At 62.5% G+C, this 18978-nt stretch carries 16 protein-coding genes; 9 read left to right on the top strand and 7 right to left on the bottom strand.

The window, feature by feature from the left end; all coding sequences use genetic code 11:
* Nucleotides 1-19: 19 nt before the first annotated feature.
* Nucleotides 20-1351 (bottom strand): DEAD/DEAH box helicase, encoded by a 1332-nt coding sequence (locus AC6CDK_RS15185; RefSeq protein WP_039642775.1) that lies wholly within the window; start codon nt 1349-1351, stop codon nt 20-22.
* 139 nt (nt 1352-1490) lie between these two features.
* Here AC6CDK_RS15185 and trmB point away from each other — a divergent pair, with 139 nt between their 5' ends.
* The 6 genes from trmB (at nt 1491) to AC6CDK_RS15155 (ending at nt 7302) form a co-directional block, all read left to right on the top strand.
* Nucleotides 1491-2120, top strand: a complete 630-nt coding sequence (gene trmB / locus AC6CDK_RS15180) for a tRNA (guanosine(46)-N7)-methyltransferase TrmB (RefSeq protein ID WP_039642773.1) — start codon at nt 1491-1493, stop codon at nt 2118-2120.
* A 3-nt stretch (nt 2121-2123) separates the two neighbouring features.
* Nucleotides 2124-3350 (top strand): tRNA pseudouridine(13) synthase TruD, encoded by a 1227-nt coding sequence (truD, locus tag AC6CDK_RS15175; protein ID WP_066356977.1) that lies wholly within the window; start codon nt 2124-2126, stop codon nt 3348-3350.
* Nucleotides 3351-3426: 76 nt separating this feature from the next.
* Entirely contained in the window at nt 3427-3753 is a 327-nt protein-coding gene (locus tag AC6CDK_RS15170; RefSeq protein WP_039642770.1) for a DUF4212 domain-containing protein, read from the top strand.
* Entirely contained in the window at nt 3746-5269 is a 1524-nt protein-coding gene (locus AC6CDK_RS15165) for a VC_2705 family sodium/solute symporter (RefSeq protein WP_192905932.1), read from the top strand. The genes AC6CDK_RS15170 and AC6CDK_RS15165 overlap by 8 nt, the downstream gene beginning before the upstream one ends.
* A 21-nt stretch (nt 5270-5290) precedes the next feature.
* Nucleotides 5291-6505 (top strand): putative nucleotidyltransferase substrate binding domain-containing protein, encoded by a 1215-nt coding sequence (locus tag AC6CDK_RS15160; RefSeq protein ID WP_039642767.1) that lies wholly within the window; start codon nt 5291-5293, stop codon nt 6503-6505.
* A 5-nt stretch (nt 6506-6510) separates the two neighbouring features.
* Nucleotides 6511-7302 carry a sugar phosphate isomerase/epimerase family protein gene (locus tag AC6CDK_RS15155; protein ID WP_039642766.1) on the top strand — a complete coding sequence of 264 codons (792 nt, stop codon included), beginning with the start codon at nt 6511-6513 and terminating at the stop codon, nt 7300-7302.
* Nucleotides 7303-7416: 114 nt separating this feature from the next.
* Here the strand turns inward: AC6CDK_RS15155 and AC6CDK_RS15150 are convergent, their stop codons facing one another.
* Nucleotides 7417-7872 (bottom strand): universal stress protein, encoded by a 456-nt coding sequence (locus AC6CDK_RS15150; protein WP_039642765.1) that lies wholly within the window; start codon nt 7870-7872, stop codon nt 7417-7419.
* Nucleotides 7873-8185: 313 nt separating this feature from the next.
* Between AC6CDK_RS15150 and AC6CDK_RS15145 the strand changes: the two genes are divergently transcribed.
* Nucleotides 8186-8968 (top strand): IclR family transcriptional regulator, encoded by a 783-nt coding sequence (locus AC6CDK_RS15145; RefSeq protein ID WP_039642763.1) that lies wholly within the window; start codon nt 8186-8188, stop codon nt 8966-8968.
* Between the two features lie 30 nt (nt 8969-8998).
* Here AC6CDK_RS15145 and coaE read toward each other — a convergent pair whose 3' ends face one another.
* The 3 genes from coaE to AC6CDK_RS15130 all read right to left on the bottom strand — a co-directional run bounded on the left by coaE (nt 8999) and on the right by AC6CDK_RS15130 (nt 12544).
* Complete coding sequence (gene coaE, locus AC6CDK_RS15140; protein WP_039642761.1) at nt 8999-9592, bottom strand: dephospho-CoA kinase; 594 nt, start codon at nt 9590-9592, stop codon at nt 8999-9001.
* Between the two features lie 101 nt (nt 9593-9693).
* Nucleotides 9694-11334 (bottom strand): FapA family protein, encoded by a 1641-nt coding sequence (locus AC6CDK_RS15135; protein ID WP_066356976.1) that lies wholly within the window; start codon nt 11332-11334, stop codon nt 9694-9696.
* Nucleotides 11335-11419: 85 nt separating this feature from the next.
* On the bottom strand, nt 11420-12544 hold the full coding sequence (locus AC6CDK_RS15130) for an aminopeptidase (RefSeq protein ID WP_039642758.1): 1125 nt from the start codon (nt 12542-12544) through the stop codon (nt 11420-11422).
* 271 nt (nt 12545-12815) lie between these two features.
* On the opposite strand from AC6CDK_RS15130, the gene AC6CDK_RS15125 reads away from it, so the two are divergent.
* Together AC6CDK_RS15125 and AC6CDK_RS15120 are read left to right on the top strand one after the other, a co-directional pair.
* Nucleotides 12816-14834, top strand: coding sequence for an FAD-dependent oxidoreductase (locus AC6CDK_RS15125; RefSeq protein WP_039642756.1), 2019 nt, complete (start codon nt 12816-12818; stop codon nt 14832-14834).
* A gap of 123 nt (nt 14835-14957) precedes the next feature.
* The gene (locus tag AC6CDK_RS15120) at nt 14958-17492 is read left to right on the top strand and encodes a molybdopterin-dependent oxidoreductase (RefSeq protein WP_039642754.1); all 2535 of its coding nucleotides are present in this window, start codon (nt 14958-14960) and stop codon (nt 17490-17492) included.
* A 56-nt stretch (nt 17493-17548) separates the two neighbouring features.
* Here AC6CDK_RS15120 and mltG read toward each other — a convergent pair whose 3' ends face one another.
* Nucleotides 17549-18571, bottom strand: a complete 1023-nt coding sequence (gene mltG / locus AC6CDK_RS15115) for an endolytic transglycosylase MltG (RefSeq protein WP_192904908.1) — start codon at nt 18569-18571, stop codon at nt 17549-17551.
* Nucleotides 18568-18978: glycerol-3-phosphate acyltransferase (locus tag AC6CDK_RS15110; RefSeq protein WP_496639900.1), on the bottom strand; the 411-nt coding region annotated here is incomplete at its 5' end. The genes mltG and AC6CDK_RS15110, both read right to left, overlap by 4 nt.

Here is an 18978-nt window from a genome sequence, read left to right as displayed (position 1 = left end):
GTCCGGTCGTGCTCCCCGCCTACTCCGCGGCCGGAGGCGTGCCCCCCCCGCCGTCAGCCGGATTCTTTTTGCGACGGGGCCGGCGCCGTTTCTTCTTCTCCCCTTCCGGCTCCTTCTTCTCGGCCTCCGGGTGCTTCCTGCCGTGACGGGTGGGACCCTTGGCCCGGGTCTCCTGGCCCTTGGGCCGCGGCTTCACCCGCTTGAAATCATGCACGAAGAGCTCGTCTTCGGCCCACTCCACCGGGATCTTGTCCTTGATGTACTCGTGGATCGCCTCCAGATGGAACGCACCGTCCTCGTCGGCCATGGAAATCGCTTTCCCCTCGGCGCCGGCCCGGGCGGTGCGGCCGATGCGGTGGACGTAGTCCTCCGCGTCCTGGGGGAGATCGTAGTTGATGACGTGGGAGACCCCGTCGATGTGGAGCCCCCGCGAGGCCACATCGGTGGCGATCAGGATCGGCAGTGTGCCGTCCTTGAAATCTTCCAGTATTTTCAGTCGCTTGCGCTGTTCCACGTCGCCGGAGATGACCCGGCAGGGGAAATCGTTGGCGTTGAGCCGCTCATCCAGGAACTCCGCTTCACGCTTGGTGTTGACGAAAATCATGGTCCGCGCCATCCCTTCTCTGCGCAAGAGCCCCAGCAGCAGCGGAAACTTCTCCTTCCGTCCCACGTGGTAGAGGACCTGCTCCACCCGCTCGGCCGTCATCTGTTCGGGGGTGACCGCCACCTTCTCGGGGACGTTCATGAACTCGTAGGCAAGCTCCATCACGCGCTGGTTCAGGGTGGCGGAGAACATCAGGTTCTGCCTCTTGTCGTAGGGGGGAAGGCGCCGGAGGATGAAACGGAGGTCGGCGATGAAGCCCATGTCGAACATCCGGTCCGCCTCGTCGATGACCAGCACCTCGATCTCCTTGAGCGAGTAAACCTTCTGCTTCAGGTAGTCGATGAGCCGTCCCGGCGTGCCGACCACCACGTCGGCCCCCTCCTTGAGGGCGTTTTTCTGCTTCATGTAGTCCACCCCGCCGTAGATGGCCTGGATGGTGAACCCGCAGTGGGCGCCGAGCACCTGGGCGTCCTTCTCGATCTGGACCACCAGCTCGCGGGTGGGGGCGAGGATCAGGGCGCGGGGATGGCGGCGCTCTCCTCCCCGCCCGGAACGGAGGAGCTTGGTAAAGAGGCTGATCAGGAAGGCCGCGGTCTTGCCGGTGCCGGTCTGGGCCTGGCCGGCCACATCCTTTCCCCCCAGCGAGAGGGGCAGGGTTTTTTCCTGAATGGGGGTGCAGTCGCTGAAGCCCGCGTCCGCCACCCCCTGCATAACCTGCTCGGGCAGGCTCAAGTCGGCAAATTTCATCTCATTGTTCCTTTTTTTCGTTATTTCAACCGTATAGCAATAACACAGCGCGGCGCGTTTCTCAAGCCGGAAGCGCAGTCTTCCTCGCGGACACGCTTTGTGCTATGGTACGCCCACTTTACCGCACCAAGGACAACCAATGCAGCGCATCATCCCCATCGAATCACCCTTTTTCCTCGTTCCGTCAGAGCTTGGCTCCCCCGCGGACTGGTCGGCCGTATTCGGCAACGACAACCCCCTGGCCCTGGAGATCGGCTGCGGCATCGGCGACTTCATCGCCCGGACCGCCCTCGATCACCCCACAACCAACTTTATCGCCATCGACTATTACAACAAGGGATGCCTCAAGACCTGCAGCCGGTTGGAGCGGCACGGTATCACCAACGTGCGGGTTGTGCGGGCCGAGGCCCGCCAGTTCATCGTGGAGCGGATTCCCAAGGGATCGCTGGCGGCGGTTTACATCAACTGCCCCGATCCGTGGCCCAAAAAGCGGCACCGCAAGCGCCGGCTCGTGAATCCGCAGTTCGTCCGGTTCATCCGGGACTACCTGGTGCCGGGGGGTGATTTCCATTTTACCACCGATTTCGACGACTACGGCGAGGACGTGGCCGACTTCATGCCCCGGCAGCCGGGCTACGCGAACATGCTGGCCCCTGACATCTTTCGGCACGAACTGGAAGGCTATCACCTCTCCAAGTACATGCAGAAGTTCATGGCCGAGGGAAAACAGATCTACTTCGTCCACTACCGCACGACGATGGAGGGGTGACGCGTGGCGCACGATGAGCACGACAGCCGCTACCTGACCGCAGAGCTTCCCGGCACGGGCGGCCTCTTCAAGGAAACGCCCGGGGATTTCCTGGTGGAGGAGATCCCCCTCTACCTCCCCTGCGGCGAAGGCGAGCATACCTATGCACTGATCGAAAAACAGGGCATCACCACCCTGGAGGCCCTCAGACGTCTCTGTCGCGCCACGGGCGCCCCCGAGCGGGACACGGGCTATGCCGGCATGAAGGATGCCAGGGGGATAACCCGGCAGACGGTTTCACTGCCGCGGGTGACACCGGCAGAGGTGATGGGGCTCGACATACCGGGCATCCGGATCCTGTCCGCGGAACGGCACAGGAACAAGCTGCGCCTGGGTCATCTGGCCGGCAACCGCTTCCTGATCCGGCTCCGGGAAACGGTCCCCGACGCGGCCGACCGGGCCCGGACCATCCTTGACGTTCTCACCCGGCGCGGGGTCCCCAACCGCTTCGGCGAACAGCGCTACGGCATCCAGGGAAACAACCACCTGGTGGGCCGGGCCATGCTGGCCGGCGACTGGCGCGGAGCCGTGGAGCTCCTGATGGGCGACCCGGCAAAGGTGGAGGGCGAACAGTGGCGGGCCGCCATCGAAGCCTACCGACAGGGCGACCTGGCAGGGAGTCTCGGCCTCTTTCCCGGCCACTGCCGGACCGAGCGGGACGTGCTCCAGCGCCTGGCAAAACGCCCGGACGACTTTGAGCGCGCCTTCCACGGGGTCCACCCCCGGCTCAAGAAGCTCTACCTCTCGGCCTGCCAGTCGGCCCTCTTCGACCGGGTTCTGGAGGCCCGGCTCCAGGCCATCGACCACGTGATGGAGGGGGACCTGGCCTGGAAACACGATAACGGCGCCTGCTTCCTGGTGATCGATGCCAAGGCCGAGGCACCCCGGGCCGAGCGATTCGAGATATCCCCCACCGGCCCCCTCTTCGGCTGCCGCATGACCTCTCCCGAAGGGGAACCGGCGGAACGGGAAAAGGGCATCCTCGATGCGGCGGGACTCACGCCGGCAAATTTCAACCTGGCCGGCGGGCTGCGGATGGAGGGTGAACGCCGCCCCCTGAGGGTTCCCCTGGAGGGACCCGAGCTATCCTGCGAGGAGGAAGACCTGGTGCTCCGGTTCTCGCTGCCCCGGGGAAGCTATGCCACGGCAGTGCTGCGGGAGGTCATGAAGCGCCCGGGAAACGGCGCCTGACAGGAGACCTTTTAATGATACAATGCACTGTGATGCGCGCGGCCGGCCACAGCCCGCGCCCGGGAGGGCACAGCCCATGAACGATCCGCAAAAACCTTGCGACGTAAATTTCTTCCGTCCGAGAAAAGGCTACATGACCGGCGAGGTGGCCATCATCGCTGCCGTGCTGGTGGGGTGGGCCGTGGTCAACTTCGGCTTCCAGGGCCTACTGGCGCTCCTGGCCCAGTCGCCCGACGGCGAAGGGATTCTCACGAGGCTCACCTTTCTGTCATTTCCCTGGCACTTCTGGTTCACGGGCCAGTTCCTTCCCCTCTGGTTCATCATCCTCTGCGTCCTCTTCAACATCTATATTGACCGGCACACCGAGCAGCACAGCCGCAGGAGGGACCGCAGCCATGACTGACGCGAACCTCGTACCCCTCCTCATCGTGACGGCTGCCCTGGCCACCTTCATCATCACCGGGCTGCGGGCACGGGCGCGGGAAGCGGGAGACTACGGCTTCGGCGGCCGCTACATCGGCCGGATCGGCGGCGGCGCGGCCATTGCCAGCAACTGGATGAGCGCGGCCAGCTTCCTGGGCATGGGCGGACTCCTCTACCTCCAGGGCTACTACGCGCTTGCGTACGTCATCGGCTGGACCGGCGGCTACGTGCTGCTGCTGGTCCTCATGGCCGGCCAGATCCGCCGCTTCGGCAAGTACACGGCCCCGGACTTCGTGGGCGACCGGTATGCGTCGCCAGGCGCGCGTCTCATATCGGCGGCCATTTCCATTACCATTTCGGTGATCTACTGCACGGCTCAGTTCAAGGGGATCGGCATGCTCTTCGGCTGGCTCTTCGGCACCGACTACCGGACCGGAGTCATTCTGGGCGCCACCGTGGCGGTGGGGTACGTGATCCTTTCGGGGATGCTGGGGGTGGCCCGCAACCAACAGCTCCAGTACACCCTGCTCATCGTCTCGTTCATCCTCCCCCTCATGGCCCTGGCCCATAAGCTCGGCTACTTCTGGGTGCTCCCCCAGTTCGGTTACGGGGTCGCCATCCAGGACCTCAAGAACGAGTTCGGCGTCAACTTCGCGGCCCCCTTCGCCTCGGCCGGCCCCTTCCAGTGGGTGGCCCTCTGCTTCACCCTCATGGTGGGCACCGCCGGCCTTCCCCACGTTCTGTCGCGCTTCTACGTGGTCCCCAATATTCGCGACGCCCGCTGGAGCCTGGTCTGGGGCCTGTTCTTCATCGCGCTCATCTACTGGTCGGCTCCCGCCTACGCCGTCTTCGCCCGGCTGCTGGAGGCCCGCTCCGGCATGGTTCCACCGCCGGTGGCCGCCGACAAGATGGCCGACATCATCGTGATCAAGACCGCGGTCATGGGAGGGCTTCCCCCCTGGATGATCGGCATCCTGGCCGCAGGTGCCATGAGCGCCGCCTTTTTCACCGTGGCGGGGCTCCTCATCACCGGCGCGGCATCCCTTTCCCACGACATCTATTACCGCCTCATCAACCCCCGTGCCTCCGAGGGGTCCAAGATGGTCCTGGCAAAGGGGGCGGTGGTGGCCCTTGCGGCGATCGTCGCGGTCATCGCCCTGAACCCGCCCGGGCTCATCGCCGAGATCACGGCTGTCGCCTTTGCCCTGGCCGGCAACACGATCTTCCCCGCCTTTCTCCTGGGAATCTGGTGGAGCCGCGCCAACCGCCACGGCGTCATCGCCGGGATGCTGACCGGCGTCCTCGTCACCTTTTCCACCCCCCTGTTCGGCGGCCTGGTGCCGACGGTGGCGAAGGTCTTCCCCCTCACCTCATCGGCCCTGATCGGCGCACCGCTGGTGATAGGCGTCATGATTGTCGTGTCGCTGCTCACGCCGCCCCCCCCTGAAGCGGTACGACGCTTCCTGGCCGAGCAGGTTCACGGCCACATGGACTGACATACGGAACAAGGAGATGCCATGTCGCTCTTTCTCGCGGTAAAGAATGACGATATCCTTAACCGTCGGGGAACCGCGGATTTTCTGGAAGGGATTCGCCGCGACCTCTTTAGGAGACTCAGGAGCCTCCCGCCCGGCGACGAATGCCGTCTGCTCACGGGGATAACCCAGTCCCTCGGCGCGGAACTCGCCTTTGAGGAGGCCTTTGACCAAGCCTTTCCCCGCCTGCTGGCAGAGACGGAAACCGCCACCGATGTGAACGGCCTCGCCGAACTCCAGCGGCAACTAACGGAAAAGGCAGCCGATTACTTTCACCAACGCGGCTCGGTGCCCGCCTTCGACATCCTCTGCACCACCCTGACGGACTACCTGACGCGAGGGGCGCTTCGGCTCGCCTTCCGCTGGATGGAAGAACACGGTCCGGCCGCTCCGGCCGTCGCCTGGGCCTGGCTCGCCCTGGGCGCCCTGGGGCGCGGCGAAGCAGGGCTCTCGGGAGATGCAGACTTTGCCGTCATCCATGACGGCGAATCACCCGAAGAAACCTCGTTCTTCGTGGGACTGGCCGGGCGGACCGCCGGCATCCTGGAGCGCCTCGGCCTTACCAGCCCCGGCGGCGTCACCCCGGTCGGCGCAGCCTGGCGGGGGAGCATGGCCGACTGGCGCAAACGGATCACCAGCCGGGTCACCGAAGGGGACGGCGGCCTGGGGTGGCTGATCGGGCTCGCCGACCTGCGCTGCGTTGCCGGCGACTCCACCCTGGCCGCCAGCATGAACAACCTGGTCCGGTCCATGCTCGCCTTTCACGGGGACCAGTTCCGGGAAACGGCCCGGCACATATCCATGATGCCTTCGGGATTCGACTTCTTCGGCAGGTTCAGAACGGAGCGGATCGGCGAGTCGCGGGGGATGTTCAACCTGGGCTACTACGGCATTTCCCCCCTGGTGGCCAACGTCAGGGTCCTGGCGGTCCACGCGGAGATACCGGAAACGGGCACCATCGAGCGCATCCGGGCACTGCTCCGGGAGGGGCACATGGATGTGGAGCTGGCCGAGCGGCTGCTGCGCGCCTGCCATTCCTTCGGCCGGAAACGCGGCGGCATGGGCGGCGAGGCTTCCGGCGCTTACGTGGATACGGCGGGACTGGCCGAGCAGGAAGAGGATGAGCTCAAGGCGGGCATCGAAGCGGTGGGGAACCTCCAGCGGCTGGTCTACACCACCATTGCCGGACAGGGATAGGCACGATGCGGATCTCTCTTTCCACCGGCACGCTCTTCACCTTTCCTCTGGGGAAAGTCATGCGGATCGCCCGGGAGGCGGGATTCGACGGCGTCGAACTCATCATCAACCAGGACTTTCAGAAGGTCAACTGCCGCAAGCTCATTGAAGAGCTGACCGAAATCCTTCCCATCAACTCCATCCACGCTCCCTTCATGCCCCTTGACGGGTGGGGCGGCCCCGTCGACTCCCTGGAGCGCTGCGTGGAGTTGGCGGCGGGCGCGGGAATACCGCTCGTCAATTTCCATCCCCCCTCGTGGATGGGATGCGAGATCGGTTTCTGGCGCTGGCTCTACCGGGTGATGGATTTCCAGAAGGAGGTGGGGCGAGAAACTGTCATCGTGACCCTGGAAAACATGCCGTGGGTGGGAACCCGCTTCCGGGTGAACCCGCACATCCTCTCGAGCACCGAGAAACTGATCGAATTCATCCAGGAGCGCAATCTCTACATGACCTTCGACACCACCCACATGGGATCGGGCAAGGCCAACTTCATCAACGACTTCTACCACTGCTACAACTCGGGCCGCATCAGGAACATTCACTTCTCCGACTATGGCCACGGCCGGGAACACCTGGTCCCCGGCCGCGGCATCCTGCCGCTCACCCGCTTCCTCAACCACCTGAGGAGCACCGACTACGCCGAGACGCTCACCCTGGAACTCTCGCCGGAGGAGTTCCCACGGGACGAACGGATCATCATTGGAAGCCTCAGGGAAATCCTCCAGTACCTCCGCCGTGAAACCTCCCCCGCTTGAACCTGCCTGATCCAGGCAATCACCGGGAAAATCCGCAGGGCAAGGACATATTTTGTCGATCGCGCAGGTCGAACGACCAGGGACGCCGTGGGACACGAACCGGTCGGACCATGGCTACCCCTTGACAATGTAGACCGAGCAGGAGGCGGTCTTGACCACCTTGTGGGAGACGCTGCCCAGCAACTGCCGCTTCAGGAACCCCTTGCCCGAACTGCCGAGCACGATCACATCGATCTGCTCCTTGTCGGCGAATGTGACGAGTTCTTCCGCCGGTTCACCATACACCACCCGGATCTCAAGGGGGATGTCCGCCTCCCGGGCATTCTTTTCTATCACATAGAACACCCGTTGCCGAAGCTCTTCCCAATCGGGCGTTTCCGTGATGGGAGGAGGAGGAACGAAGTCGGTGAACGTGCTGCGGGGGGCGTTGGGCAAAACAAGCATGGCGTAAATCTTGCTTTTAAACTGGCTTGGATTGCCCGCCGCCATCCTGACCGCCTCCTCGGCCGCCTTGTCCGACAGGGGAGAGCCGTCGATGGCCACGAGAATCTTCTTGCGCAGATGGAGCATTGCCTCCTCCTGAAAATAAAACAACCTGAAGCGGCTCAGCAACCTGTCACCGCCGTGGAAAAACAATCGTCCAGCGTTGAGTTGCCGGCAAGAACCCGCATGGTTCCTGTGGCCATGCCGTGATCCGACTATAGGGAAAATATTCCGCCTTGACAATTATAAAACAATATTCTATCGTTTCTGGGATTATTTTCCAGTGAGTTCAGGCTTTCGTGTGAAGAGTCGGATGTCATGCCCGGATTGATTGTCTTGACTTCCGTACGTTTCCGACTTAAGTTGATACGTTCATCTTTTCATGAGAAGAGGGATTAAGATGGCGAAGAAGGACAAATCCGAATACATCATCCAGGCAGTCGATCACGCCCTTGATCTTCTGGAACAGTTCCACGACGATGTGGACGAGCTGGGCGTGACCGAACTGTCAAAACGTCTGAAACTGCACAAGAACAATGTATTCCGGCTCCTGGCAACCCTGGAGTCGCGGGGATATATCGAGCAGAACAAGGTTACGGAGAATTACAGGCTCGGCCTCAAGACGCTTGAACTGGGCCAGACCTTCATCCGGCAGATGGGTCTGCTGCGCCAGTCGCGGCCAATACTTGAATGGCTCGTCAACCAGTGCAACGAAACCGCCTATGTGGCCATCCTCAAGGACCAGAGCATCGTGTATCTGGATGTGGTGGAAACCGACCTGACGGTGCGGGTCGTCCCCCGGGTCGGTTCCCGCCTCCCCGCCTACTGCACGGCGGCCGGCAAGGTCCAGATCGCCTGGATGAACGACGAGGAACTGGACAGCTTCTTCCCCCAGCGCGACCTGAAGGCCCTCACCCCCAACACCATCACTGACCGGGAAATCCTCAGGAAGCACCTCAGGGAGGTGGTTGAGCAGGGGTATGCAGTGGACAATGAAGAACTCGACATCGGTGTGCGCTGCGTTGGCGCTCCGATCCGCGATTACACCCGGCGGATCATCGGTGCGGTGAGCCTTTCGGGGCCCTCCATGCGCTTTACCGACGAGCGGCTGGACAAGGAATTGATACCTCTGGTCAAAAAGGCTGCCGACGAGATATCCATGAAGCTCGGCTTCCATCGGTAACAAAAAGCCCCCGCAAACCGGGGGCTTTTTTCATGGGAACCGTTTCGCCCAGATCTCCTCGACCCGTCGCTCCAACTCCTCGGGGGTGCCGTTGTTGTCGATGACCACCTGCCCCCTTGCGGCCTTCTCCTCCATGGACATCTGGGCGGCCAGCCGCTGCTCGGCCTCCGAGCGACTCAGACCATCCCGCGCCATCACACGCCGAACCTGTGTTTCCCGGTCCACATACACCACCCAGACCTCGTCGACCCGATCGGTTGCGCCAGCTTCGACCAAGAGCGCGGCCATGTACACGGCAACCGGCGCGCCGGACCGGCGCAGTTCGGCAAGACGCTGCTCGGCAAGCGCCCTGATGGCCGGGTGCATTATCGCCTCCAGCCGCTTGCGGGCAGAGGAATCGGCAAAAATGATGCTGCCGAGAGCCTTCCGGTCGATGGTGCCGTCAGGCAGCAGGACCCCCCCGCCGAAGGTGTCCACAATGGCCCGATGGGCGGGCACCCCCGGCATGACCGCCTCGCGGGCCAGTTGATCCGCATCGATCACCACCGCGCCGAGCCGCTCCAGAATCCGCGATACCGTACTTTTTCCCGAAGCGATTCCACCGGTAAGTCCGATTATGTTCATGGCTGGTCCAAATCTCCCTGGTCAGGAACCATTTCACAGTCGGTCGCCGGTGTCAACGGCAATTGGAGGAAGGACGGCGTGAGGCGCAGCCCCCGCCTGCCTCAGGTTGAAGCGACAATGGCCCCGTCCTCGATCCGGAAGACCGTTGCGCCCAGGTCCTCGTCCACCAGGAAGACCTTGGCGCCAATGGATATCACGACCCCCACCAGGGCCTCTCGCTCCACAACGACCTGGGCCCCGGCCACCTGTTCCAGGCGCTTCTGGAGACGTTTCTTTTCTCCCGTGAGCTCCGAAATGACCGCCTGAAGCTTGTCCCTGGCCTCACTGGTACGCGCGAGCTGTTCCGGCTGAGCCGACGGCAGCGAGGCATAGTAATCGAGATTCTTGGCAAGCTCGTCCATCTCCCGCTCTTTTTCCTGAAGCTTGAGGCGCACCGTTGAAAAACGCTCCCGCACGTGGGGGTCGACTCCTACGCTCACGGCCGTATGCACGCCGGCCAGCGAACCGAGGGTAACCGCACGGACCAGGTTGACGGCCTGGCAACTGCCGCCAATGACGTGTCCCTTGCTCCCTCCGTCATGCCCCACAACAATCCGGTTGCCCGCCACCAGTTCGCTCTGCATGCAGAACTCCCGCACCATGATACCGTCGCCCGCCTCGACGATGACGTGCTCGACAAACTGGGCCGTAACGCACCCCCCGGCCTTTATCCACACCGGGTCCCTTCCGGCTGCCGCCGACGAGGCGCGAGTTTCCCCCTGGCCGAGGACACCGCCACGGACCTCGACATTGCCGCCGGCTTCAATCCTTGACGCCTCCACCACACCACCGATGAAGATGTCGCCGCTGGCCTTGACGGTCATTCCCGCCACCACGTCTCCGGCAATATCGATGGTTCCGTTGAAATCCAGGTTACCGACGGAAAGGTCGACGAGCTTCAACCGGAGCACTGGCTCAACAGTAATGCCGTTGGCAACCAGAACGGGCTGGCCGTCCACGGCGGCCACGAGAAGGTTGGGGTCCTCCGCATCAAAGGCCGTTCCCGGGAGGTTCGGGGCAAAGACCGCATCACGCGCCGGCGGCGGAGAAAGGATCTTTCCCATGACGCTCGTGCCGGCAACACCTTCCACGGGCGGGATCCGGCGCATGAGGGGATCGCCGGCACGTACGCTGAGGATCTGCCCCAGGTTCCGGTAGTCGACCGTATCATCATCGAGGAGCTGGGGCTGACGGTCGCGGATCTCGGTGACGAAGCTCACCAGTTCGCCATCGGTGCCCGGCCGGGGCGGTATTCCCTGCGCCACCAGGACATCCGAGGCCGCACCGGCGGCAACGGCGCGATTGATGGCCTCTTCGTCAACACCGAAGACGACCCCCTTTTCCCTCAGTGCCTGCCTGACCTGTTCCGCGGCGACCGCCTTGCCGCCGTACGCGGGAATGATCGTCAGACGTGCTTCCAGATTGTCAGGGGTGCACGTGATGGTGAAAGAACCATTGCGACGCTCACCCAGGTCGAAGGTGAACGGCTGGGTGGCGGCGTTGTAACGCTTCAGCAACTCCACCAGGGCGTGCTCGTAGAGATAGAGATCGGCAAACCCCGCCAAGGCGAGGGCCTGTTTGATCCAGGAAAGATTGATGGGCGGCTTTTCACCGGTCGGCACAAAACTCGCGCTGAGCTTGTGCTCTCCATTGTCGAGCCGAAAGGTGAGGCCGACGCTTGCGTCTTGTATCTCCCCGACCATGGCACACCTCCGTGGCGCAAAGATACCTTCTTTGTATACATATCGACAAAGCGCACCGATTCTTGAGATAAAAACTCTTGAATCATCAGAGCAAGAGGCTGCCGTTGCTCAGCAGGGCGGTTTCGGCACCGGTTTCCGAGACAAGGGTGAGGGTGGGACGATAAAAGACGTAGTCTTCATGAAACGGCGTCTGCACGGTGCCGCCGAAACCGGAATTGTCACCCAGTGCGATATGAATGGTGCCGAGGATCTTCTCGGCTTCAAGGACGTTGTCCGGCCGGGTTGCCCGGTCATTGGTCCCGATGCCCAACTCGGCGATGTTCCGGTTCCGGTCGCTCTCGGCGAATTTCCGTTCCAGCGCTGCCCGCAGGGGATCGTCGCCTCGTACGTCCACGACAGCGCCGGCCCTGACCACCAGCTCGACCGGAGAGTCGAGCCGGCGCGTGGGCCCCCATTCGAGCACCATGATTCCTTCGCTCGTCCCCTCCAGCGGGGCCAGGTACACCTCCCCCGCAGGGAGGTTGCCAAAACTTCCCGGTGCGGCAAGAAGCCCATCGTCCCCCTTGGCAACCCGCCCCCCCTTGTCGAAACGCATACGCGTGCCGTTCGGGGTTTCCACCCGCAGGGCGGTCGCACCATTAACCGCATCGGCGACCCGCCGGGTCCGTTCGGCCAACTGGCGCCAATCAACCCGCATGGAGGAAAAGAACATGTCAGGATCGAAGTGGGGAAGGCTGGCAAAGCGACCGCCAACCGCATTGACCAGATGACGGAACCGGGTATGACTCGTGGAATTGTTGGAGAGAGCGACCACCACCTGCGCGGCGGCATCACGGCTGGACAACACGATCCGGCGAGCCCGCTCCAGATCCTCCAGGGTCGCCTCCTTTGCCAGCAGGCGCGCAAGTAGCCCCCCTGCGGCCAGGGCATTTACCGCCGCATCGCCAAAGGCGGCACGCCAGAGGACTTCGGGCGGTTCGGCCCCGGACGCGGCAGTTGCGGGAAACGAGGCAAAACAGGCATTGCCGTACGAGGCATCGGCATAACGGCCAGCCTCTTCCGCCACAAACAGAAGATTCTGCCGGCGGGCGGCCTCGTCGGCCGAGAGTTCCTCGTCGGATCTTACCCTGTCACTGAAAACAAGAATCCGTTCTCCAGCCGTTACGCCCATATTAATTTCAAACAGCGATGCAAACGCCTCCCGATACATACAGTCCCTCCCTTCCCGGCCCGGCATTGCCGGGCCCTGTGCTGCCGCAACGGTCCTCCCCCGGTGCCCCGACGCCCCAGGCGGCCCAAACTATAGCAAATGACAATCCCGCCCGGAAACAGCTTTTTAATTATTTTTTCCCTTGATTTATCAAAGGATGTTGTGTTAGATAGTGCATACTGTATACACTTTGCAAACCATTATTTGTTTTGTAAATTCAAAAAGTTAAGTATCGCTGACCATCTCTGCGAAGGTCTGAACGGAGGCGTACGTGGCACAGGTGGTTTTTTCCAGTTGGGGAAGAACAATCGTCGACAACCGCAAGGGGGGAGAAGCCCAGGACGTGAGCTTCCGCCTTCCGACCACTCTCGATGGCGAGCGGCAGATTGCCGCGTTCATGGGGTGGGACGGGATCATCCTTTACGATCTGAAGGTTGACGTGCCGGCCATGGCGGCCGAATATATGAAGCGCGTGCAGACCCAGTACTGTTGCGGTAAGTGCACCCCCGGGAAGAAGGGGACCAAGGTCCTTGCCGATGTTTTGGCGGCCATCATCGAGGGACGGGCCACGGAGGCAGACCTCGACACCGTCGACGATCTGGCGGACCTGCTCACCAACTGCAAGTGCACCCTCTGCCAAAGCTCAACCATCCCTGTTCTCGATGCCGTAAAGCACTTCCGGGAGGATTTCCTCGCCTATATCACCGGCATCCGAAAGCCCGCCAACGTGCACCGGTTCATCGACAAGTACACCGCCCCCTGCATGGACCGCTGTCCGGCCCATATCGACATTCCCGCCTACATCGAGGCAATCAAGGAATACCGGTTCGATGAATCGCTTGATATCATCCGCGACAACATGCCGCTGCCGTCGGTCTGCGGCAGGGTGTGCCCCCACCCCTGCGAGACCCACTGCCGCCGCAAGAACGTGGACGACTCGGTCAACATCATGGTGCTCAAGCGTTCCGCCTCCGACTACGAGTGGATGCACAACGCAGCTCCCCCCATGCAGCCCAAGCCGCGCAAGAACAAGAACGTCGCCATTGTCGGGGCCGGTCCGGCAGGTCTTGCCTGCGCCTACTACCTGGCCCTTGAAGGATATCCCTGCACCATCTACGAGGCCCTGCCCGAGGGGTACGGCGGCGGCATGATCGCCGTCGGCATCCCCCCCTACCGCCAACCGCGGCACTTGCTCCAGCGGGATATCGACATCATTGCCTCCATGGGTGTGGATATCGTCTATGACACCCGGATCGGCAAGGACTTCTCCCTGGAAGAGCTCAAGCAAAAGTTCGACGCAGTCTTTCTGGCACCGGGTGCCCACCGCTCCAAGCCCATGGGCGTCGAGGGGGAAGACAAGGGCTACAAGGGTTTCCTGAAGGGCGGCATTGACTTTCTCCGGGAAGCCTACATGGGACGCCCCACCGGCATGGGGAAAAAGGTGGTCGTGGTTGGCGGCGGCAACACCGCCATCGACTGCGTACGGGTTGCTCTCCGGGAAGGAGCGGAAGAGTCCACGCTTCTTTACCGCCGTTCGCGCAAGGAGATGCCGGCCGACGTGTGGGAAGTGGACGGCGCCGACGAGGAAGGGGTGCGGTTCGAGTTCCAGGTTCTCCCCACGCGGGTACTTGTGGATGGAAACGAGCAGGTGACCGGCGTGGAATGCGTCCGGATGGCCCTCGGCGAGCCTGACGCCTCGGGGAGGCGTCGGCCCGAGCCGGTTCCCGGCAGCGAGTTCGTGGTTGAGTGTGACACCGTCATCCCGGCCATTGGCCAGGATCCCGATCTTTCCTTCATCCCCGACAACCTGGGGATCGACATCACCAAGTGGAACACCGTCGTCACCAAGCACGTTCCCCTCAAGGATGCGGCGGGCAAGGACCTGAAAGACGGCATGGGCAACCCCCTTGCACGGATTCTCATCACTGATCTTGAGGGTGTTTTCGCGGGCGGCGATGCCGAAATCGGCCCCCTGACCGTCGTGGCCTGCATCGGCAATGCACACCGTGCCGCGCGGGTGATCCAGCGATGGCTCGAAGAAGGAAAGGCATACCTTACCGAGGACGAACTCATGGAGGACATCCTCACGAACATGCCGGTCTACGACAAGAACGAACAGGTTCCCTGGCTCGACTCCCGGGAGCGGGCCCACCAGGCCGAGGTCCATGGCAAGGAGCGGGCGAGCAAGGGCAACTATCAGGAAGTGGAACTCGGCTTTGTCGATACCCAGGCAGTGGAGGAGGCAGAACGCTGCCTCCGGTGCTACCGGGTCGCCATGGCCGCCATTTAGTCCATCACATTCAGCATGCCACTTCGGCCCACGGCCGGGGCCACGGCGGCCCGGGTATCGGCAACGATCCCGGGCGTCGGTGCGTTCCCGGCCGGGAGCCTCTTATCCAGGGGTGAAACGGATATGGTCAGTCTTACAATCGACGGGAAGGACATCACAGTAGCGAAGGAGACCACGATCCTTGATGCGGCGGCGCTCCTCGGGATCACGATACCGACCCTCTGCTGGCTCAAGAAGGTGTCGCCTACCGGTGCCTGCCGCGTCTGCGCGGTTGAGATCGAAGGGGTCGACCGGCCCATGACGGCCTGTAACACGCCGGTCAAGGACGGGATCAAGGTAACGACCCAGTCGGAGAAGCTTTCGAGGATCCGCCAGAAGATCATGGAACTGATGCTGGTGAACCATCCCCTTGACTGCCCCGTCTGTGACGCGGGCGGTGAATGCGATCTCCAGAACGCCTGCTACGGCCTCGGCGCCGCAAAGCAGGAATACGGCGCCGTGCTCGAGCGCCACAAGATCCGCTACGACTGGCCCCTCATCGAGAGCGACCCTAACCGTTGCATCCTTTGCGAGAAATGCGTCAAGGTTGATCATGAAATTGTCGGCTGCAACGCCATCAGGGTAGTCAACAGGGGTGAGGCCACCATTATCGACACGGTGGACGGCAAGCCCCTCAACTGTGAATTCTGCGGCAACTGCGTGGCCGCCTGCCCCACCGGCACCCTCATCAGCAAGCCGTTCAAGTTCCGGGGCCGGCCCTGGGCCTTCACGGTTACGCCGAGCGTATGCGCCCTCTGCGCCGCCGGCTGCCAGATCGAATACCACAGCCGCAACGGCCGGGTGGAACGCGTGACCAGTGATGACTCCACCTACAACAGTGGCAATCTCTGTATCAACGGACGCTTCGGCTACAGCTACATCAATTCCCCGGATCGCCTCGTCGAGCCGATGGTGAAAGGTCAGAAAGCCGACTGGAACACGGCCATGGGAACCGCAGCCGCAGCGCTCAAGCAGATCGCGACCAGCCATGGTGCCGATGCCGTCGCAGGGTTGGGCTCTGCCCGGGTCACCAACGAGGAAAACTATCTCTTCCAGAAGCTCATGCGTTCGGCGGTCGGCACCGGTAATATCGACTCGGAGGCGCGCCTCGGCTATGCCGCGACACAGAAGGTTCTGCGGGAAATGCTCGGTATTGTCGGCGCCAGCACCACCATTGATGCCATTGACCGGGCAGCCGCAGTCCTCGTTGTCGGCTGCGATTTGAACGCCGAGGCAACCGGCATGGAGTACCGGGTCATCAAGGCTGCTACGAAGAACAATGCAAAGCTGGTTCTTGCCGCCATGCGCGACATCAAGCTCAAGAAGTTCGCCAACAGCCACCTCAAGTACCGGCCGGGGAACGAAACTCTTCTCATCAATGCCCTGACCAAGGCTGTTCTCGAAGAAGGCCTGGAAAACAAGGAGTTCTGCAGCGCGAACATCAGCAATCTCTCCGACCTGACCGCGGCCTTGGCAGGAGTCTCGATTGCCGATGCCGCCGAGGCGGCCGGCGTCACCGAGGCGGATCTGCGCGCTGCGGCACGGCTTGTCGGCGGTAAAAGAGGCGTTGCCGTCATCTTCGGCGCCGAACTCATGCGCGGCGGGGATACCGATGCGGTGAAGGCCCTCGTCAACCTCGCGCTGGTTCTTGGCGCCACGACAGGCGATGCCGGCGGGCTCTTCCCGGTATATGAGAAAACCAATATCCGCGGCCTCCTCGACATGGGGGTCGCTCCCGACCACTTCCCCGGCCACCAGACCGACGCCGCCACTTTCGAGAAGGCGTGGGGGAAAAAACTCCCAGCCGCTGCCGGCAAGGACTTCTGGCAGATCATTGAAGGAATCGAACAGGGAAGCGTCAAAGCCCTCTACCTCCTCGGCTGCGACCCGGTGGCATCGTTTCCGGAAGGAGAGCGGATACGCAAGGCCCTGGAAAAACTGGAGCTCCTCATTGTCCAGGACCCATTCCCCGGCGAGGCCGCAAAACTGGCCCACGTGGTCTTCCCTTCATCCGTGGCCGCTGAAAAGAACGGAACGTTCACGACCATTGACGGCAGGGTACAGCCCCTTGCCAAGGCTGTGGCCCCGCCAGGCGACGCTCGTGAGGACTGGGACATCCTTACCGAACTGTACAATCGCCTGACGGGTGAGAGCCGTGTCCATTCGCCCGCAGCCGTGCTCGACGAAGTTGTGGCCCTCGTGCCCGCCTACGCATCAGTGGGCCGGGCCGGCGGCACCATTGCCGCTCAGGTGCGTCCTAGCGGCCTGGCCCTGGCGCCGGTATCCGCCAAAGCGGTTGCCGGATCACCGACGGCTCTTCTGGTCGGTACCATCCTCTACCACAGTGGAACGACCACCACGTGGTCAAAGAACAATCTGGAAATCATCCCTGAAGGATATATCGAGATTCATCCGAACGACGCAGCGAAGCTCGGCATTGCCGAAGGAGGCACGGTGCGGCTCAGCGCCGGGACGGTGAAGGTGCAAGGAGCGGTGAAGATAACGCCGCGCGTTCAACCGGGGCTGCTTTTCGCACCCAGCCATTTCCGCAGCATGAACGTGAACGCCCTTCTGTCACGTGACGGCGGCGTGGTAACGGTAACGGTGGAAAAAGCCTGATCCCGGGTAACAATCGTACCCGAAACAGAAAGCCCCGCTTAACGGCGGGGCTTTTTTTATTTGGCGGGGGTTTTCAGGTATCGTCGGACTGCTGCGTTGTGCTCCTCCAGCGTGGCAGAAAAATGGTGCGTGCCATCCTTGCGGGCCACGAAATAGAGATAGCCGGTGGCGGCCGGATTGAGGGCGGCAGCCAGGGAATCGCGCCCCGGATTGCCGATGGGGCCGGGCGGAAGTCCGGCGATGCGGTAGGTATTGTGCGAGGTATTCCGCAGGATATCCTGACGGGTCACGTTCCCGCCAAAGGCCCGCACGCCGTAGACAGCGGTAGGGTCGCTCTGGAGGCGCATGCCCTTGGCCAGACGATTGTGGAATACCGAAGAGATCAGAGGGCGCTCCGCTGGAGAGACCGCCTCCTTTTCAATCATGGAGGCAAGGGTCACCACGTGATGTCGTGACATTCCCCGGCGGCGCGCCTCCTCAGCGAACCCGGCCCCGTAGACCTTGTCGAACTGGGACACCATGACCCGAATCAGGTCCCTTTCGCCCATGGACCGGGTAACGGCATAGGTGCTCGGGTAGAGGTACCCCTCCACACTGCTGCCCTGGATGCCGAGTTCGGCCAGAAACGACGGATCAGTGGCTGCGGCCAGAAAGCGTTCCCGTGAGAACATCCGCTTTCCTTCCAGCAATTCCGCAACCTGATACATGGAATACCCTTCGGGTACGGCAAAAGGTCGGGCATAGACCTCACCGGCCACCAACTTGCGGAGGATTTCTGCAGGTTTCATGGCATCGGAGAACTGGTATTCGCCAGCCTTGAGCCGTTCGGCCTCTCCACGCAGGCGGGCATGAAGAACAAACAGCCGGGCGCTGGTGATCAGTCCGGCCGTCTCAAGCTCGCTGGCGATGCGCCGGGGGGTGGCACCCTTGTCGAAGGAGAGTATCCTGACGTTTTCCCCATTGCCGGCGGGCACGGCAATGAAGACCGCGTAACGGACGACGGGGACAAGGACAATGATGATGAGCAGGATCGCCACAACCTGGAGGCGCCTGTCGCGGAGGTTGACGGGGACGTTCATGCCTTGAAGCGGCTCTCGGTTCCCTCGCGCAGCCGGCGGATGTTCTCCCGGTGCTTGACGATGACGATGGCCGCAATGATAAGCGTCATCCCCACAAGGAGGGGGCGCCGCTCCACCGCGGCCACAAGAAAGGGCATGGCAGCAGCGGCGGTGATGGAGCCGAGCGAGATGTAGCGGGTTGAGGCGACAATGCCGATGAAGAGGGCAAGCGCACCCAGGACGGACAGGGGTGACACGCCGAGAAAGACCCCCAGGGCCGTGGCGACCCCCTTCCCTCCCTTGAAACCGAGAAAGACGGTGTACACATGGCCGAGAAAGGCGGCAAGACCGACGGCGGCCACCCAGGGGTCGGCTAAGCCGAGCTTTCCGGCCACGAGAACCGGCACGAGCCCCTTGAGACAGTCGCC

The organism is Geobacter sp. PheSNFMC, assembly GCF_059620965.1.
Note: the sequence above shows the minus strand (reverse complement) of the source record. Positions and strands in the feature narration are given on the sequence as shown.

Excerpts from the sequence above, each read along its gene's own strand:
- AC6CDK_RS15120 (WP_039642754.1), top strand. The coding sequence starts at position 14,958 with ATGGTCAGTCTTACAATCGACGGGAAGGACATCACAGTAGCGAAGGAG.
- coaE (WP_039642761.1), bottom strand. The coding sequence starts at position 9,592 with ATGAACATAATCGGACTTACCGGTGGAATCGCTTCGGGAAAAAGTACG.
- AC6CDK_RS15135 (WP_066356976.1), bottom strand. The coding sequence starts at position 11,334 with ATGGTCGGGGAGATACAAGACGCAAGCGTCGGCCTCACCTTTCGGCTC.
- AC6CDK_RS15150 (WP_039642765.1), bottom strand. The coding sequence starts at position 7,872 with ATGCTCCATCTGCGCAAGAAGATTCTCGTGGCCATCGACGGCTCTCCC.
- AC6CDK_RS15170 (WP_039642770.1), top strand. The coding sequence starts at position 3,427 with ATGAACGATCCGCAAAAACCTTGCGACGTAAATTTCTTCCGTCCGAGA.
- AC6CDK_RS15145 (WP_039642763.1), top strand. The coding sequence starts at position 8,186 with ATGGCGAAGAAGGACAAATCCGAATACATCATCCAGGCAGTCGATCAC.
- AC6CDK_RS15165 (WP_192905932.1), top strand. The coding sequence starts at position 3,746 with ATGACTGACGCGAACCTCGTACCCCTCCTCATCGTGACGGCTGCCCTG.
- mltG (WP_192904908.1), bottom strand. The coding sequence starts at position 18,571 with ATGAACGTCCCCGTCAACCTCCGCGACAGGCGCCTCCAGGTTGTGGCG.
- trmB (WP_039642773.1), top strand. The coding sequence starts at position 1,491 with ATGCAGCGCATCATCCCCATCGAATCACCCTTTTTCCTCGTTCCGTCA.
- AC6CDK_RS15160 (WP_039642767.1), top strand. The coding sequence starts at position 5,291 with ATGTCGCTCTTTCTCGCGGTAAAGAATGACGATATCCTTAACCGTCGG.
- AC6CDK_RS15130 (WP_039642758.1), bottom strand. The coding sequence starts at position 12,544 with ATGTATCGGGAGGCGTTTGCATCGCTGTTTGAAATTAATATGGGCGTA.
- AC6CDK_RS15155 (WP_039642766.1), top strand. The coding sequence starts at position 6,511 with ATGCGGATCTCTCTTTCCACCGGCACGCTCTTCACCTTTCCTCTGGGG.
- AC6CDK_RS15185 (WP_039642775.1), bottom strand. The coding sequence starts at position 1,351 with ATGAAATTTGCCGACTTGAGCCTGCCCGAGCAGGTTATGCAGGGGGTG.